This is a genomic window from uncultured Mucilaginibacter sp. (genome assembly GCF_903913935.1).
GTDB lineage: Bacteria > Bacteroidota > Bacteroidia > Sphingobacteriales > Sphingobacteriaceae > Mucilaginibacter.
Genome location: NZ_CAIWNH010000026.1, coordinates 1 through 16,526 on the forward strand (window position 1 = coordinate 1; position 16,526 = coordinate 16,526).

The 16,526-nt window shown below is 44.2% G+C and carries 17 protein-coding genes and 1 pseudogene; 6 read left to right on the forward strand and 12 right to left on the reverse strand.

Going from position 1 to position 16,526, the window contains the following annotated elements; all coding sequences use genetic code 11:
- The 3 genes from QZY09_RS00990 to QZY09_RS01000 form a co-directional block, all read left to right on the forward strand.
- A partial coding sequence (locus QZY09_RS00990; RefSeq protein WP_295666974.1) for a zinc-dependent metalloprotease family protein occupies nt 1–463 on the forward strand: 463 nt, incomplete at its 5' end.
- 46 nt (nt 464–509) lie between these two features.
- The gene (locus tag QZY09_RS00995) at nt 510–701 is read left to right on the forward strand and encodes a hypothetical protein (RefSeq protein ID WP_295666977.1); all 192 of its coding nucleotides are present in this window, start codon (nt 510–512) and stop codon (nt 699–701) included.
- Nucleotides 702–787: 86 nt separating this feature from the next.
- Complete coding sequence (locus QZY09_RS01000) at nt 788–2,545, forward strand: acyl-CoA synthetase (protein WP_295666979.1); 1,758 nt, start codon at nt 788–790, stop codon at nt 2,543–2,545.
- A gap of 287 nt (nt 2,546–2,832) precedes the next feature.
- Here the strand turns inward: QZY09_RS01000 and QZY09_RS01005 are convergent, their stop codons facing one another.
- Nucleotides 2,833–3,507, reverse strand: a complete 675-nt coding sequence (locus tag QZY09_RS01005) for a hypothetical protein (protein WP_295666982.1) — start codon at nt 3,505–3,507, stop codon at nt 2,833–2,835.
- A 146-nt stretch (nt 3,508–3,653) separates the two neighbouring features.
- Here QZY09_RS01005 and QZY09_RS01010 point away from each other — a divergent pair, with 146 nt between their 5' ends.
- Nucleotides 3,654–4,517 carry a hypothetical protein gene (locus QZY09_RS01010; protein WP_295666985.1) on the forward strand — a complete coding sequence of 288 codons (864 nt, stop codon included), beginning with the start codon at nt 3,654–3,656 and terminating at the stop codon, nt 4,515–4,517.
- 6 nt (nt 4,518–4,523) lie between these two features.
- On the opposite strand, the pseudogene QZY09_RS01015 reads toward QZY09_RS01010, so the two are convergent.
- From QZY09_RS01015 to QZY09_RS01040, 6 genes and pseudogenes are all read right to left on the reverse strand, one after another.
- Nucleotides 4,524–4,732 (reverse strand): annotated as a pseudogene (locus tag QZY09_RS01015) (magnesium chelatase); the annotation flags it as partial.
- 364 nt (nt 4,733–5,096) lie between these two features.
- A complete protein-coding gene (locus QZY09_RS01020; RefSeq protein WP_295666988.1) occupies nt 5,097–5,459 on the reverse strand; it encodes a hypothetical protein in 363 nt (120 codons plus the stop codon).
- Between the two features lie 180 nt (nt 5,460–5,639).
- The gene (locus QZY09_RS01025; protein WP_295666990.1) at nt 5,640–6,422 is read right to left on the reverse strand and encodes a hypothetical protein; all 783 of its coding nucleotides are present in this window, start codon (nt 6,420–6,422) and stop codon (nt 5,640–5,642) included.
- Nucleotides 6,423–6,727: 305 nt separating this feature from the next.
- Complete coding sequence (locus QZY09_RS01030) at nt 6,728–8,272, reverse strand: YifB family Mg chelatase-like AAA ATPase (protein ID WP_295666993.1); 1,545 nt, start codon at nt 8,270–8,272, stop codon at nt 6,728–6,730.
- A 321-nt stretch (nt 8,273–8,593) separates the two neighbouring features.
- The gene (locus QZY09_RS01035; protein ID WP_295666996.1) at nt 8,594–9,343 is read right to left on the reverse strand and encodes a UDP-2,3-diacylglucosamine diphosphatase; all 750 of its coding nucleotides are present in this window, start codon (nt 9,341–9,343) and stop codon (nt 8,594–8,596) included.
- A gap of 258 nt (nt 9,344–9,601) precedes the next feature.
- On the reverse strand, nt 9,602–10,009 hold the full coding sequence (locus QZY09_RS01040) for a response regulator (RefSeq protein WP_295666999.1): 408 nt from the start codon (nt 10,007–10,009) through the stop codon (nt 9,602–9,604).
- Between the two features lie 318 nt (nt 10,010–10,327).
- Here QZY09_RS01040 and QZY09_RS01045 point away from each other — a divergent pair, with 318 nt between their 5' ends.
- Together QZY09_RS01045 and QZY09_RS01050 are read left to right on the forward strand one after the other, a co-directional pair.
- The gene (locus tag QZY09_RS01045; RefSeq protein ID WP_295667001.1) at nt 10,328–10,897 is read left to right on the forward strand and encodes a sigma-70 family RNA polymerase sigma factor; all 570 of its coding nucleotides are present in this window, start codon (nt 10,328–10,330) and stop codon (nt 10,895–10,897) included.
- Nucleotides 10,890–12,281: a carboxypeptidase-like regulatory domain-containing protein gene (locus QZY09_RS01050; protein WP_295667005.1), complete on the forward strand. Its 1,392-nt coding sequence runs from the start codon at nt 10,890–10,892 to the stop codon at nt 12,279–12,281. Before QZY09_RS01045 ends, QZY09_RS01050 begins: the two co-directional genes overlap by 8 nt.
- Nucleotides 12,282–12,286: 5 nt before the next feature.
- Here the strand turns inward: QZY09_RS01050 and QZY09_RS01055 are convergent, their stop codons facing one another.
- From QZY09_RS01055 to QZY09_RS01075, 5 genes are all read right to left on the reverse strand, one after another.
- Nucleotides 12,287–13,009: a DUF4197 domain-containing protein gene (locus tag QZY09_RS01055; protein ID WP_295667008.1), complete on the reverse strand. Its 723-nt coding sequence runs from the start codon at nt 13,007–13,009 to the stop codon at nt 12,287–12,289.
- A 95-nt stretch (nt 13,010–13,104) separates the two neighbouring features.
- On the reverse strand, nt 13,105–14,118 hold the full coding sequence (locus tag QZY09_RS01060; RefSeq protein WP_295667011.1) for an inorganic phosphate transporter: 1,014 nt from the start codon (nt 14,116–14,118) through the stop codon (nt 13,105–13,107).
- A 10-nt stretch (nt 14,119–14,128) separates the two neighbouring features.
- A complete protein-coding gene (locus QZY09_RS01065) occupies nt 14,129–14,779 on the reverse strand; it encodes a DUF47 domain-containing protein (protein WP_295667014.1) in 651 nt (216 codons plus the stop codon).
- Nucleotides 14,780–14,827: 48 nt separating this feature from the next.
- The gene (locus tag QZY09_RS01070) at nt 14,828–15,892 is read right to left on the reverse strand and encodes an ATP-binding protein (protein ID WP_295667017.1); all 1,065 of its coding nucleotides are present in this window, start codon (nt 15,890–15,892) and stop codon (nt 14,828–14,830) included.
- 97 nt (nt 15,893–15,989) lie between these two features.
- Nucleotides 15,990–16,526 (reverse strand): YceI family protein (locus tag QZY09_RS01075; protein WP_295667020.1); only part of this gene is annotated, 537 nt, incomplete at its 5' end.

Below are 16,526 nucleotides of genomic sequence, written 5' to 3' on the forward strand. Positions count from 1 at the left end.
ACGTTTTTATCATTATAAATGTGTTGTTAAACCGGCCGTAGGCTTAAGCAACGACATCCTTGCAGACAGTAAAACCCGTTACGAGGCCAACCGGGTATTGGCTAAATACAGATCGGGAGAAATCACACTCGTTTTAACTCAAAAAGATATCGCTGTTAAAAATCCGGAACGGCATTCTAATGAATGGGGCGTTTTTGGCCTGGGCGCTATGCCGGGAACGACCTGCGTGATATCTACTTTCAGGTTAAAGCGAAATGCATCGAAACAACTTTTTCACGACAGGTTGATCAAAGTTTGTTTACATGAGATCGGCCACAACCTTGGCCTTGAACATTGTACCAGCGGCGACAAAAGATGTTTGATGAATGATGCAAAAGGAACCATTAAAGAGGTTGATGGGGAACAGCTGTTTTTATGTGCCAAATGCAAAAAGCAGTTATGTAAGGATGGGGTTTGTTTGTGAACGGGGGAAAGGCCACCTATTCTTCTTATCCGGAAAATTGCGCACAATGGTGCCTGCAGTAATCAGCGCGACTACTAAAACCATAGAATTGGGTTTAAAACCCATCGCTATGGTTATCCCGTTTATTCACCCTTCGGATTTTAATGATACAAACAAGCGCTTTGACCGGTACGCCACGCCTTTGGCCTTTGCGCAACAGACCAGCCTGAGGGGGCCCCCAATTGATCTTTGCCCATAAACCCACTTCAGCCGCACCTATACACAACCCTGGCCCCTTCAACCAACCAAACCTTCCAGGCAAATTCCACCAATAAATTAATAACTTTGAATACAAAACCAATTGTAATGCCGCACGATTTTATTGATAACCTAACTGAATTACTTACCGTTATTGAGCAGCGGGACTATGCCAAACTTTCGGAATTTGCTTTGGATGTGCCTGCAAAATTTAACTGGGTAAGGGATGTGTTTGAACCCATAGTTGTAAACCGGAATGCCGGGCGCAATATGCTCGAAATGGTTTCGGCAGATGGGCATGTTGCCACAATGACCTACAGCCAGGGCATCATAAAATGCAACCAATTGCTCAACTTGCTGCGCAGGCAAAATGTGCAGCAGGGCGATACTGTGTTTATTATGTGCGGCCTGCACCAGGGTTTATGGACAACCTACCTGGCCGGCATTAAAGGCGGGTTTATACTGATACCGGCGGCGGGCATTTTAAGCGCAAGTGATTTGGTATACCGGTTTCAGAAAGCGCGCCCGAACGTAATTGTAACCGACAGGGAAAATTTACATAAAATGGAGCAGGCTTTGTCGCAATACGACGGGGAGGTCGGGGTAAAGCTGCTGCTGGATGGCCACCATGCGGGTTGGTCGTCTTTTGATCTGATTGATAGTGAATTGCCGGATGCAGTGGCGGCAGACACCGCAAAGGATGATGACCTGTTCTGGTTTTTTACTTCGGGCACCACCGGTATGCCAAAGGTAGCCGTGCACACGCATGTAAGCTACCCGCTGGGGCATTTAACCACCGCCGCATGGATAGGGCTGAAACAGGGCGACAGGCACTATAATATTTCGCAGCCGGGTTGGGCAAAATTTGCCTGGAGTTGTGTGTTCGCCCCGCTTAATATAGGCGCCACCATATTTGTATATAAAGCCAAAGGCAGGTTTATAGCCGCCGAACAATTGCGCATTATACAGGATCACAAGGTAACCACCCTATGTGCGCCGCCTACCGCACTGCGTGCACTGATACAGGAAGATTTGCACCAATACCATTTTTCGCTGAAAGAATGTGTTGCGGCCGGTGAGCCGCTAAACGCCGAGATCATAAAAGTTTGGAAGGAAGGCACGGGCATTGAACTTCGGGACGGCTACGGACAAACAGAAAGTACCTGCATGATATTTAACCTGCCCGGCAACAGGATCAAGTTTGGCTCGATGGGGAAGCCGGCTTTTTGTTATGACATGATGATTGCAGACGGGGATGGCAGGGAACTGCCCATGCATGAAACAGGGCAGATTACGGTGCGGCTGCATCCCGGCGCTTTCAACGGTATTTTTAAAGCGTACATAGGCGATGAGGAAAGGGCAAAAGAGGCCTTTAAACACGGCCTTTATTACACTGGCGATAAGGCTTATAAGGATGAGGACGGCTACTATTGGTTTGTGGGCCGTGATGATGATGTAATCAAATCGTCGGGCTACCGTATCGGCCCGTTTGAGGTAGAAAGCGTTTTGCTGGAAATGGAGGAGGTGCTGGAATCGGCGGTTGTTGGCAGTCCGCACCCGCTAAAGGGGCAGGAAGTAAAAGCCTTTGTAGTACTGACACCGGGGGTATTGCACAGCGCGGAGTTGAGCCATAAAATTTATCATTATTGCAAAAGCAGGCTGGCACCTTACAAAGTTCCGCGTATTATTGAATTTGTGGATGAACTACCCAAAACCATCAGCGGTAAAATAAGGCGTATTGAACTACGGGCCGCAGAAGAATTTCGCCGGGCGGGGAAGGAAAAATCCGCCGGCGCTGGTGCTATGGCGGACAAAGGAGGGGAGCAGGAGTATTTTTTGAGATAAATATTCGCAATTCCTTCCTGGGGATCTTACAGCGGAGGGTCCCGTGCCGGGGCCGCGCGACGACGAAAAATGGAAAATTGTAGCGTAGTGCTACAAATGCTACAACCGCTACAAAGCGCTACAAAATTGATAATTAACGACTTAACTACTGACAAGATTTTGTCAGTGACAAAATCGAGTCAGCAGTTTTTTCTGTTTTTTGGCTTTAGCGGGGCTTATACGGTTATGGCAATTTACGGGTTTAATCGTTAGATGTTTGAATTGTCGAATAGCGTTGGGCTAAAAAATTATTTAATACTTTCGTCATAATCAAATCCCTGCAAATAGGAAATTTTCCATTTACCAGCCACTTTTACCACCCTAAAGGGGGTGGAGGAATCTTTCCAGCTTTGATCCGTACCCGGATCAAGTTTCCCCCAGTTCCATTTCAATTCTCCTTTATCATTGTCAATTTTTACAATTTCAACTTCGACTTTATCCCACGAAAAGTTATCCTGGCATGAACACCACGGGTCCACATCATTGGCAAAATTAAATGTCGGGAGTTCATAAACATTCCACTTTTCGAGCGCGTTGTTTTTTATTTTTTTGTCGAGTGTATGGATAATATGGTCATAGTTATCGATGAACTCATCCGCGAAAAATCCAGCGTTTTTAAGTATTTCAAGGTTCCGCTTTTCCTTATCAAAATCAAATCCAACACAAATGCTGTCTTTGATTAAAGCCGGGAGCAATTGAATTGCACCTTTCGTGTCAGCCCATTTAAGCATCTGCCTGATAAGTGTCTGGATCTCTTCTTTGTCTTTATTAATGTTAATCAATTGCACGGGGGCCGTGTCGGTCTTTGCCACTACCTTTACTTTAACCGCTGCTTTGGAATTATTTGGATTGTTGGATTTGCTATTAGTGCATCCGAAAAGGATCAGACCAAAACTTAAGTTTAAAAGTATTTTACAGTTCATATTATTTTGCTACCGGTTGTGTTTTATGTCCTTTACAAACTTAGCGTTTAAGAAACACGATTAAACTAGCGGAGTCAAAAAAATTCCGTTGCTAATAGTATTTCAGCAGAGAAAATCAATAAATTTATACATCACTTCCTAAACATATGTTTTTCAAAAATTTTAGTGTATCCGTGTTGATTTTAGCAGGATGCTCTTTCTGTAAAAATGCGAACGCGCAACTTTGGAGTTACCTTGGTGACACCCCTGCGAAAGAAAAAGCATTTGATAAATATCTTAAAAAAGAGGCCTATAAAGTAATTAAGCGTCATACTCCTGATGCCGACCGATTCCCTTACGACGAAATGATTTACCGCATTCGGTCACTGGATTCATCTCTGCAATATATCCACATTACCCAGGTGCCATTCACTAAAACACTCAGCATTAAATGTGCAACAGATAGCCTGGAAATAGAGGACTGTGTTGGACCCGCGAGGCTACACCTTTTAAGAAAGGATCTGTTTGAAATAGTATACAGCCCGCGTGGAGGCTCTGATGATGGTTATGAGAATGTATTGCTATTGTCCATAAAAAATGGGCAATTCAGGATCGCGCTGGAGATAGAATCATGGCATGACTTTGATGGCACCGATTTTTTTGAACTGGATGAAGCGCATTTAAACCTGGCAGGGCTTGAGCCAAAAAACTATCAATTAACGGTTAAGGCGCACGAACGTCGCAGAGCAGACGATAAAGCCGAGAGCTTCGACCATTATGAAACTTACCGGTTCAGGTATGATGACAAGCTTAACGTTTTTTACAGCTTTCATGTACCCGTAAGCGGATTTATTGTCGATGATTCAGAAAAAAAGCGTCACGTTATTGGAACCTTTGCGGTAATTAACTTAGGTGAAGCAAAATACTGCTACATAAATGATTGCTGGTATGTAACAGGCCGGGACTATAAAACGGGACAGCCCACACTCTACAATTACTGTCATCGGCCTGGTGGTAAAAGTAAGATTTAAATTCAACTACCCCGCCCACCCCTCTCTATCCAAACTCCTGAAATGGATAGCCTCAGCCAAATGCCCCAGTTGGATCTCTTCGCTTCCGGCAAGGTCGGCAATGGTGCGGGCTACTTTTAGCATCCGGTCATAGCCCGTGCGGACAGCCCCAATTTTTCCATTGCTTTTTTGAGCAGGTTTTGGCCGGCAGGGGTTATTTTGCAGATGTCGCGCACTTCGCTGTCCGTAGTGTCTCACTACGGATAACTATGCCTGGAGACTATGTCTCCAGTACCGCCACAACGACAAGCATCTTAGTCAGTTCCAAATTGTAACCAACTCATTCCCAAGTTTTGGAAGCACATCCATATTTCAACTATCCGATTTTTTCGGACAATTCCTGAGGAATCAGTTTTATACCTTTACCTTCTTGCAACTTCAAATTAATTTTAGCTGTACGATATTTCCGTAGACCTGAAATTAATATCGAATAATGAATTTCGAATGTCCAACGCCGAAGTACCCTTTCGTTATTCACCCAAGCCTGCCCAAGTATGCCATCTGGACACATAACAATTTAAACGGTACCCTTAATTAAAATTATAACTCTTCGTATTTGTGAGGGTCTATGGAGATTTGAAAATATTTATTATTCTGAATCTTAAACCCTTTGCCGCCTTTACTTTTGAGCCATTCGATCAAAAATACGATAGGGGTTAAATTTTTTTGTTTTACTTCGATGTTTTTGCCCCCTTCCAATACGATTTCGTCCTGGTCAACCCCTTCGCCCCCCTGGACCAACTCACCGCCGACCCGCTCAATCCTTGATTTTATGACAATCGTTAGTGTATCACCTTTCAGTTTGTAAGTACCCCGGGCTTGCGCTATGCGTCCCCTGTCGTCATATGCGTTGAGCGTATATTTGAAAGTTCCGTTTGGGAAGAACCTATAATTGGCAAGCAAGGCATCACCCGTTTGAGGGGAATCTACCTGCCATAAACCAATGATGTGCTTTTTTTTACCTGCGCCATTGCCATGGTGCTGACCGCCAGCAAAAAAATGATAGTGATGAATTTCAGGGTGGTACTTTTCATATGATAAATACTTTAATATTCGATTTCTTTTAGTGTGTGGCCGCCACTCTCATTTGGTCGTACCTGCCGCATATGGATACAATTCCTTATTGTCTGCAAACTGATACCACCCGCCTTTTATAAAATAGCAGGTCTCTTTGCCTAAAATAATCGCCGGGAAATTACCCCCAATTGAGGTTTTTTGAGTGTTGCGATTTTTGGGATCGTATACATTAATAAAACTTTGATACAAATCCTGTTTGATGCTGTAAAAAACATTCCGGCTCGCATCAAAACTCAAAATAGTTTGGTTATTATATTTATAATTTGACGCAGGATCTCGTTTTGAATTAACGGCATCATGAACATTCACAACAAGTTTGTAGGTTTTTCTATCAACGCCTTTCAAAGCGGCAATTTTTATGTTAAAGTTTTCCTGTTCGTCACCTGATTCACCTGTTAAAAAACTTTGCACGTGCATAGATTCACACAGTTTGTTATTACTGACACATAGAAGCATTATATCTTCGGCACCAATACCCGACCCACCTCTAACGGCATATTTAATTTCTAAAAATTGTTTGTTTAACAAATGCGTTTCCACGGGTACTCCCCAGAAATCATAATCAGTTATGGTATCCTTTAAGCAGCTAATTCTTAAAATATGCCTGAAGTAATCCGGCATAATATGGATCTTTTGAGTTTTTTCATCCAGGGACCTGACCACAAATGACTTTGCGTCTTTTTTACTGTCTTTATCCTCTTCCGTTTTTACAAAATCCTGGGCAGTCGCTGTTAATCTAAATAACGTCGATATGAAGAAGAGAAATATAATTATCCTTTGGTTCATCATTTTATTCTACCCACCTGAATTAATTATCAAATTGACGTAATATCGAACAACGAATTTCGAATTTCCAACGAGGCTGTCTCAAAAGTCGATTGCATCAAAAGGTTACCAAATAATATTTGCCTCTGCGATCTTTGCGTTCTCGTCTCCGTGATCTCTGTGGTTAAATTTTACCACAGAGTGCTCAAAGAAGGCGCAGAGAGGCACAGCGTTTTTATAGCGCAAAATATAATTTTGTATAATCCGTCTTTGTTCTACTTATGATACAGCCTCCTTAATTATTCAAATTAAGGCGTTCGTTATTAAAATCATCCTGCCCATCCCTCTCTGTCCAAACTCCTGAAGTTGATAGCTTCTGCCAAATGTTCAAGTTGGATCTCTTCGCTCCCGGAAAGATCAGCGATGGTGCGGGCCACTTTTAAAATGCGGTCGTAAGCGCGGGCGGATAGGCCAAGCTTCTCCATGGCTTTTTTGAGGAGGTTTTGGCCGGCAGGGGTAATTTTGCAAATGTCGCGCACCATTTGGGGGCTCATCTGGGCGTTGGCATGCAGGTCGGGCCGGCTGCCAAAGCGTTCGGCCTGGATCTCGCGGGCTTTGATCACGCGGTCGCGGATGAGTTCGCTTTTTTCGGCGAGGCGGTCGCTGGCCAGCTCGTTAAAGTTCACCGGGGTAACTTCTACGTGCAGGTCGATACGGTCCAATAAAGGGCCGGAGATCTTACTCAAGTATTTTTGCACCACACCCGGCGGGCAAACACATTCTTTTTCGGGGTGGTTAAAATAGCCACAGGGGCAGGGGTTCATGCTGGCCACCAACATAAAACTGCTGGGATAATCCACCGTAAACTTGGCGCGGGAGATGGTTACCCGGCGTTCTTCCAGTGGCTGGCGCATTACCTCCAGGGCGCTGCGTTTAAACTCGGGCAATTCATCCAAAAACAAAACGCCGTTATGCGCCAAAGAAATCTCGCCGGGCTGCGGGTTGCTGCCGCCGCCTACCAGGGCCACATCGCTGATGGTATGGTGCGGCGAGCGGAAGGGCCGCGTGGTAACCAAAGCATCCGCAGCGGCCAGCTTACCGGCTACAGAATGGATCTTGGTGGTCTCCAGCGATTCATGTAAACTCAATGGCGGCAATATGGATGGCAGCCTGCGGGCCAGCATGGTTTTGCCCGCTCCCGGGGGACCGATCAATATCACATTATGCCCGCCTGCGGCTGCAATTTCCAGGGCGCGTTTGATGTTTTCCTGGCCGCGCACTTCGCTGAAATCGCTGTCATAACTGGTAAGGCTTTTATAAAATTCTTCGCGGGTATTTACCACTTCGGCGGTGAGCTGTGTCTTGCCGTTAAAAAAGTCGGCCACTTCGCTGATGCTTTCTACGCCGTATACTTCCAGGTCGTTTACTATCGCCGCTTCGCGGGCGTTTTGTTTGGGCAGGATAAAACCCTTATAACCTTCTTTGCGGGCCTGTATAGCGATGGGTAACGCGCCTTTGATGGGCTGCAGTCCGCCATCCAGCGAAAGTTCGCCCATGATGATGTATTTATCAAGCTCCTCATTCTCCACCTGGCCCGAACTGGCGAGGATGCCGATGGCTATAGGGAGATCATACGCCGAACCTTCTTTGCGGATATCCGCAGGCGCCATATTTACAATTATTTTTTGCCGCGGCATCCGGTAATTATTGGTTTGCAGGGCGGCTTCAACCCGTTGCATTGATTCGCGCACAGCATTGTCGGGCAGGCCTACGATGAGATAGAAAGGCTTGCCGCCACCGCTTATATTTACCTCCATGGTGATGGTGATCGCCTCGATACCATATACTGCACTGCCAAAAGTTTTAACCAACACGCTGATAAAGTTTGTTCAAGGCGAAAGGTAAATAATTTTATTTAGGAGTTAATACAGATTTGGAATAATATGAGTAATCTTTTTTCACGCTCTTTTTGGCTTGCCGAACAGAGGGTCAGCGTCCGCCGAAGGGGCGGAACGCTGGGGTGAGTAGACTAGCCGACACGCATTGGCGGTAATGTCCGCCGGGGTTGTCTCACCAGGTCATCGCTCCGCTCGACCTGCCCTCTCACCCGCGAGCGGCAAAGAGGGCTAGGAAATTTTTTTCGTGTTGTTGCTTAAACTATGAGAAGAAAAAATGAAAAGAATATTTTTCAATCCTTATTTTTCAAAGTAGTGCAATGTCACCGTATCTCCATCAAAGCTGGCATAGGTACTACTAAGCACCCATTCCCCCAGGTTGATGTAACGCGTTTCGGGATTTAGCTGAATATCCAAAGGCATATGCCTGTGCCCAAACATCATGTAATCATAAAAGCGGGTTTGCAAAGCTTCGCGGCAATAAACCACCAGCCATTCCTGCTGGCCGGGTTTATGGTCTTCTTTTTTTTCATTGGCCAGCCTGCTGTTACGCGACCAGTAATTGGCTATCCCTACCCCCAGGTTGGGGTGGATCCTGGCAAAAAGCCATTGGCAAAGCCCGCTGCGGAAGATCTTCTTTAGTATTTTGTAAAAGTTATCTCCCGGGCCAAGGCCATCGCCATGGTGCAGGTAAAACTTCTTGCCGCCGCGCTCAATTACCAGCTCGTTGCTGATGATGGTGGCGCCCAATTCTTTTTCAAAATAATCAAACATCCACATATCGTGGTTGCCCTTAAAAAAGTAAAGTTTTACGCCGGCATCCGCCAGTTCGGCCAGCTTGCCTAAAAAGCGGATATATCCTTTGGGTACTACCGTTTTATATTCAAACCAAAAATCAAAAACATCACCCATTAAAAACACTTCGGCTGCATCGTGTTTGATACTATCCAGCCAGCGCACCAGGCGGTCTTCGCGCTCGCGCGATTTTTGATATGTACCCGTACCTAAGTGAAAATCGGACGCGAAGTATAATTTATTTCGGATGGCCATTGCGGCAGTAAAAATAAGGGAAAAGAATTAAGAGTAAAGAGCCAGGAGGCAAGAATCAAGAGCCAGGACTGGAAATAGTTAGTTCACAACTGTCAGCAAGGGCGAAATGCTATTAAATAACGGTTAACTTAGCCCATCACTTTTGTCTTGATTCCTGATTCTTGCCTCTTGTTTCTTTCCCCAAATAACAGCAAAGGAGGGCTTAGTACAGCCCTCCTTTCTTAAGGTATTGCTCAAAAATAATTTTCTGTTTTAAAATCAGGCTACATTGCGGCCCGGTGACGCGTCTTCGCAAATCTTGTTCACCAGGTCCCTTGATAAAGGTTTGGTCATGAACGAGTTTACGCAGGCGTATTTTTTTGAATGAAACACATCCGCCGACCGGATAGACGAGCTCATGATATGTACCTGTACTCTTTTTTTTGCGCCACTGTTAAATGTTTCCAGTTCGTCAAGAAATTCCCAGCCCGTAAGCTCAGGCATATCAAGGTCCAGTAAAATTAAATCCGGCAACGAGCCTGTTTCTTTGTTTTGTTCCAGGTAATCTAAAACCAGGCGGCCATCATAGGTATACGTGGCTTGTTCACAGTTATAATTATTATGCAATAATCTTTGCATAATATAGTGATCTGTGGGGTTATCATCAATAACAACAAGTTTGCACATGGTTAATCAGGGTTTTGCTTTGCAGGTTTATTCAGTTGCTAAAATTAACGCTTTTATATTAAAAAATGCAATTTCAAGTACTTGTAAATTATTAGGCAAACAATATGCCATAGTACAAAAACATCAACATTTGTCACTTAGTTATTGTTTTAGGAGAATAAATTTATCTATGGTTAATTATGAATCTGTTTTATGATTTATCATAAAACGATATGTGGAAAAACTGTTTCACATTGGGAAAATAGCAATTCCCGATAATTTACCGCACTGCTCCATTTCGGTTAACCATTAAAAACGATTAATTTAGTAGCCCCATAAATGACATTTTTTACCCGGCCAAAAAACCCGCAGGACGCAGAAGATAACAAACTGCTGAAAAGTTACCGCGAAAGTAGTGACCTTTCGGTTTTGGGTCAATTGTTTGAGAAACAAATGCCTCTGATCTACGGCGTTTGCCTGAAATATTTAAAAGATGAGGAGCTGGCCAAAGACGCTGTGATGGGGATTTTTGAAGAGTTAATAGGCAAAGCCAAACAGCACGACATCAAACAGTTCCGCAGCTGGCTTTACGTATTGAGCCGTAATTATTGTTTAATGCAGCTCCGGTCTGGCAAAAAGATGGAGATGGTTAATTTGGATGATTTTATGGAATTTACCCCTGAATTGCATCCTGATACTGATAACCGCGAAGCAGCCCTTAAAGCGCTGGAATTGTGTATGGATAAACTGCCCGCGAATCAAAAACAAAGTATCAACTTGTTTTATTTTAGCGAGAAGTGCTATAAGGAAATTGCTGACAGCACAGGTTTTAGCTTAAATGACGTAAAAAGTTACATCCAGAACGGGAAACGTAACCTTAAAATTTGCCTGGAGAAGAATAGTGCATAAAAGAGAAACTGACATATTGCTGATAAGGAAGTACCTGAACGGGGAGCTTGACGCTAAAGCTATGCACCAGCTTGAACGGCGGGCACAGGACGATCCGTTTTTAATGGACGCACTGGAAGCCTATGGATCGGCAAAGGGGGATCAGCAACAACAACTTGATGAATTATCAGCCCGGTTAAAAAGCCGCATCGAACCCAAAAAAGGAAGAGTGATCCCATTCAGGTTTTTAAGTATTGCTGCATCTGTTTTGCTTTTTTGCGCTGCCGGTCTATGGTGGTATAATAAATCAACCAGCAATTCAAATAAAAGAAAAGTGCTGGCAACTAATTTAGCTTTGCAAAAGCCAGCAGGCGCACCGGCAGATCTTGTAAAACCTCCGGCTGCCATCCCCGTAAAACCCGTGGAAAAAGACAAAACGGCAAGCCTCTCCAAAAAATCAGCCCGCACATTGACCCCGACCAATGCTGCCGACCAGGCTGTAAAGGAAAAACCACCGGCAGTGAGGGAATTGGCGGTTAGCAAACCGGCACCCAACAGCAGCTCAGGATACGTAGCTCCAGCCGATTCTACACCAGTGGACGAAATGATCGTGATGCAATACAAGGCAAAGCCGAGCGTCGATACTTCATTATTTGTGAGGAAAGGTACGCTGGTGCCTGCTGCCGATAAAAAGCTAACGGTACAACAGTTACCGGGTAAAGCGCCGGGGGTAACCATCCACAATAACAACGCAAGGGAAGGCGATTTGAACAAACTTGCCAGCAGTGGCGGGGTTGCGGGCAGCCTGGCAATGAACCAGCTTTTAAAAAATCAAAGCATTCAGGGCAGGGTGATAGCACAGGATGACGGCCTGCCCATCCAGGGCGCCTCAGTAAAAGTTGCCGGTACAAATAAAGTTACCAAAACGGATGCCGAAGGGCGATTTCAGTTAAAAGCTGACAGCAGCCGCAGCAAGCTGGTTATTGCAGGAGTGGGCTACCAGACACGCCAGGTGAGCGCCAATAACCGGGACTCGGTTAAAAACATCGCTTTACAGCCAAGCAGCAGTGCTTTGAGCGAAGTGGTGGTTACGGGGTATACCACACAGAATAAAGAAGCTGATGAGGATACTGCCGTAGTAAAGGCTATCCCAAAGAATGGTTGGAGTGAATACAAAAAATATTTAAAAACAAATGCGGTTTCACCTGATCAAAAAAATGGGATCGTAAGACTTTCTTTTGTGGTGGACAAAAATGGCAACATCACCGGCATTAAGGTGATAAAAGGGATTAGCCCGGCCACCGATAAAAAAGCAACCGACCTTATTAAAAACGGGCCGATATGGACCGGCAATTCTTCAGGGAGGCCTGAACAGGTTTATTTGCGGATCAGGTTTGCCAACTAATTTTTTTAATGCTTCTTGCTGTCGGCAAAAGCAAATACTTTTTGTAACAATGGGGTTGACCGTGCCCCGATATTTTTCCGGATATTCAATTCTTCCAGCGCAATCTGGTAAAACAAACCATCAATCGCTTTTTGCGTGGCATAGTCGCTAAGGTCTGGATTAATCCTTTTTACAAAAGGCAGTTTATTGTATTCTCCGGCGGCATCACCGTAGTATTTTGCAGCGCCAACTTTGGCCAGACTGGCATTTATCACGGGTTTAAAAGCCAAAACCAATTGCGCCGAAGTAGCCTGCCTAAAATATTGGGTTGCGGCATCCTGCGGACCGAACAGAATTTTGTCAACATCCTGCAGTGTCATTTTTTTGATCGCGCCGATAAATATCGGTTTCGCCTGTTTAGCGGCGTCCTCGGCGGCGCGGTTTAACGATAGGATAACATTATCACAAAGCTTGTTAAAGCCCAGCCCCCGGAGTGTTTTTTCGGCGTTCTTCGCTTCCGGCGGAAAAACGATCTTTATGGCCGCATTGCCAAAAAAACCATTCACTGCCGAAAGTTGGTCGGTACTTTTCGAAGTGCCCTGAAGCAAGGCATCTTTCAGCCCTTTACCGATCTCGGATGTTGAGGGCAATTGCAACTGGTATTTCGCAGGAGTATTGCTGGTTTGTGTGTTACCAGAAAAAGCAGACGAAAAAAACAGGGCAGGAATAAGCAATAGTAGTGTTTTCATAGGTAGCGGTAATATCATTTTTTCCAAAGGCAATGATAATGATTTGGTTGATCAGTTTTATCAGCCAAAAAAATTTCACACCCGAAAAGGGTTAGTTACCCTGGTAAAAATGTTCTTAAAATGGCAAACATGATGGCAGCAATAATTGCTGAGACAGGAATAGTGATCACCCAGGCCCAAATAATATTGAGCGTTAGTCCCCATCGTACGGCCGATAAACGTTTGGTTAAGCCAACGCCAATGATTGATCCGGTAATGGTGTGTGTGGTTGAAACAGGGATACCAAAATACTGCGTAAAGAACAGGGTTAGCGCGCCCGCTGTTTCAGCGCTTACACCTTCAAGCGGTGTTATCTTTGTAATTCTTGAACCCATTGTTTTTACGATCTTCCAGCCTCCACTCATTGTCCCAAGCGCTATGGCAGAATAACAAGCCAGGGGGATCCAATTTGGCATCGGGTCGCCCTGTTTAATAACGTGGGCGGTAAATACCGCAACGTAAAGAATACCCATTACTTTTTGGGCGTCATTGCCCCCATGCGCGTAGCTTAATGCCGCAGACGAAACCAGTTGCAGACGTTTAAACCAACGCTCAGCAGTAGCGGGGCGGGCTTTTTTGCAGATATGCAGGATCAATACGGTTACGATATAGGCGATGATCAATCCTATAACCGGCGCCAATACAATATAGGCAAGGATGGTTAAAACGTAACTCATTTTCACGGCGCTTAAAGCACTTGAACCCATATAAAGCGCATTGGTAATACCAGCGCCTGCAAAGCCGCCGATTAACGTATGTGATGAGCTTGATGGGATCCCAAACCACCAGGTAATTAAATTCCAGCTAATGGCTGCAATCAATCCGGCCAGGATCACATTCATAGTTACAAAATGTGTATTAACAATTTTCGATATCGTGTTGGCTACCTTATGGTCTTTAACAAAAAAGTAAACTAAAAAATTAAAAGCAGCGGCCCACATCACCGCCTGGAAAGGCGAAAGCACCTTAGTTGAAACTATGGTAGCTATCGAGTTGGCCGCATCATGAAAGCCATTGGTATAGTCAAACAACAGGGCCAGGCAAATAACAACAATAAGTATGGGGGTCATCGTTTATTGCTTATGCGTTTTTAACTAAAATAGATTCCATCACATTTGCTGCATCTTCGCACATATCGGTAGCTGTTTCCAGCGAAGACAGGATCTCTTTATATTTGATCAGGCGGATAGCGTCTGTTTCGTACAAAAACAGGTCGGCGACAGCGCGGTCAAAAACATGATCAGCCTGGTTTTCAATGCTATTTATCCGGATGCATGAGTCTGCAATATTGCGTTTGTTTCGCAGGTCCTTTAACTCACGAACGGCTTTTTCAAGCTCAATACTCGCTTGCAAAATCAGGTCAGACAGCTTTTTAATATGCTCATTAAAATCATCAATCCGGTACAGGCTCATCCTGTTTGCGGCGCCCTGTATATTATCGGCAACATCGTCAATCGCCGAAGCCAATTGGTGTATATCTTCACGATCAAAGGGCGTAATAAAGTTTTTGCCCAACTCCAGGTACAGTTGATGGGTTATTTCATCACCCTTGTTTTCTAACTTATCAATTTGTCTTATCAGGTCCTCGCGGGTGGCAGGGTTAGTGGTATTAACAGCCTCAACCAATATGGTTGCCATTACTACAGCGTTATTTGCTGCCTGCTCAAACAATGGAAAAAATACTTTTTTATCCTTCGGGGTGAAGTACTGGAAAATACTGTTAAGTGACATTTTTTAAGTGAATTTGCGCAAAGGTAATGTTGCAATGTTAAGTTAATGTTAAGTTTTTAGAACAGGTATGTTAGGGAAAGGTAAACTCTGCTTGGATTTTTGCAGCGTAAAGCCAAAAGTGGAGCCCAAACCTTCGGTGCTTCTCACATTAATAGTTTGCTCATGGGCCTCAATAATGTGCTTCACTATCGCCAGCCCTAAACCCGAGCCGCCTATCTGCCTTGAGCGACTGCTATCTGTCCTAAAAAAGCGCTCAAATAGTCTGGGAAGGTATTTTTCCTCAATTCCTATCCCGTTATCCGTTACTTCAACCAGCACCTGATCGTGCAATTCGAAGAGGCTAACCGACGTGTTTCCTTCCTCGTTTCCGTATTTAAATGAGTTATCAATCAGGTTTACCAGCACCTGGCGGATCTTTTCGCGGTCGGCATTTACCAGTATGGGCTCATCATATTTTTGTTTGAATATTAATTTAATGTTATGTTGTTTGGCTTTTATTTCCATCGACTCAAAAACCTCCTTAATCAGGTCATTTATCTTGAACCTGGTAAGGTTAATCGGGATCTCGCCTGATTCAAGTTTTGATATTTCGTCAAGGTCCTTAATCAGGTAACTCAACCTGTCGACATTTTTTGCTGCCTTTGCCAAAAAATCGCGCGCCAGCTGTTTGTCTTCAAATTCATCATCCTGTAATGCTTCAATATAACCCTGTATCGCAAAAAGCGGTGTTTTAAATTCGTGCGAAATATTGGAAAGAAAATCCCTCCTGAATTTTTCCTGCCTTTTTAATTCATCAATTTCTATTTTCTTTTCCCTCGCCCACTCCTTTACTTCCTTTTCAACATCGTTTATCGGGTCAGAACTCAGTTGCTCACCAAGCGCATCGCGCAGGTCGCGGCCAAGTTTTAAATTATGGATGAGTTTATAGATGAGTTTAATTTTTGAATAAACGTACTTTTCTATCAGGTAATAGAAAACTATAAAACTGGTAATAATGGTAACAAAAAAGGTGATGCCCACATAATACCAGCTGTGTTGAAAATAATAATTTACCGCTGAAAGGGTGACAGCCACCGCGGCAGCGTTGATCAATACAAGTATCCTGAATTTCATACTTGTAAAGTTAACGTTTAGCTGTTACAGATTGGTTAATTGCAGATTAGTTTTTTGGGGGCATCAACAGCTTTCTTATTGACCCCGCCCAAAACTACTAACGTGAAGCCTCAGGTTTTTGCTTGGTAATTTCTACATCAATACCAACGGTCACTTCGTCCGACAGGATCATACTGCTGCTGCCTATACCGTAATCCTGGCGGTTTAGTTTGAAGGCGCCATTAAAAGCTAAAGTACTGCCTTTATCCACACAGGTAAATGGGATATCTATTAGTTTGGTTTTATCCTTAATGGTGAGGTTAAACTGCCCTCTATAGTTATTGCCGCTTTTATGTTTAATTGCAACCGACATTAGGGTGATGGTTGGGTAATGCGCCACATCAAAAAAGTCGGCACTTTTTACATGTTCGTCCCTGCTTTCATTATCGCTGTTTAGCGTATTAACATCAATCGTTGCTTTTATAGTACTTGAAGAAAGATCGGCCGGATTAAAATGGATATCGGCTTGCAAACCACCCAGGGTGCCATCGGTATAAATGCCCAGGTTTTTAATTTTAAAAGTGATGGCAGAACGGGTTACGGCGTTTTGAGCATCGGCAAAAAAAGCACTGCAAATGATAATTGCAAACAGGGG

Excerpts from the sequence above, each read along its gene's own strand:
- QZY09_RS00995 (WP_295666977.1), top strand. The coding sequence starts at position 510 with ATGGTGCCTGCAGTAATCAGCGCGACTACTAAAACCATAGAATTGGGT.
- QZY09_RS01070 (WP_295667017.1), bottom strand. The coding sequence starts at position 15,892 with ATGAAATTCAGGATACTTGTATTGATCAACGCTGCCGCGGTGGCTGTC.
- QZY09_RS01010 (WP_295666985.1), top strand. The coding sequence starts at position 3,654 with ATGTTTTTCAAAAATTTTAGTGTATCCGTGTTGATTTTAGCAGGATGC.
- QZY09_RS01025 (WP_295666990.1), bottom strand. The coding sequence starts at position 6,422 with ATGATGAACCAAAGGATAATTATATTTCTCTTCTTCATATCGACGTTA.
- QZY09_RS01065 (WP_295667014.1), bottom strand. The coding sequence starts at position 14,779 with ATGTCACTTAACAGTATTTTCCAGTACTTCACCCCGAAGGATAAAAAA.
- QZY09_RS01035 (WP_295666996.1), bottom strand. The coding sequence starts at position 9,343 with ATGGCCATCCGAAATAAATTATACTTCGCGTCCGATTTTCACTTAGGT.
- QZY09_RS01045 (WP_295667001.1), top strand. The coding sequence starts at position 10,328 with ATGACATTTTTTACCCGGCCAAAAAACCCGCAGGACGCAGAAGATAAC.
- QZY09_RS01040 (WP_295666999.1), bottom strand. The coding sequence starts at position 10,009 with ATGTGCAAACTTGTTGTTATTGATGATAACCCCACAGATCACTATATT.
- QZY09_RS01055 (WP_295667008.1), bottom strand. The coding sequence starts at position 13,009 with ATGAAAACACTACTATTGCTTATTCCTGCCCTGTTTTTTTCGTCTGCT.
- QZY09_RS01060 (WP_295667011.1), bottom strand. The coding sequence starts at position 14,118 with ATGACCCCCATACTTATTGTTGTTATTTGCCTGGCCCTGTTGTTTGAC.
- QZY09_RS01005 (WP_295666982.1), bottom strand. The coding sequence starts at position 3,507 with ATGAACTGTAAAATACTTTTAAACTTAAGTTTTGGTCTGATCCTTTTC.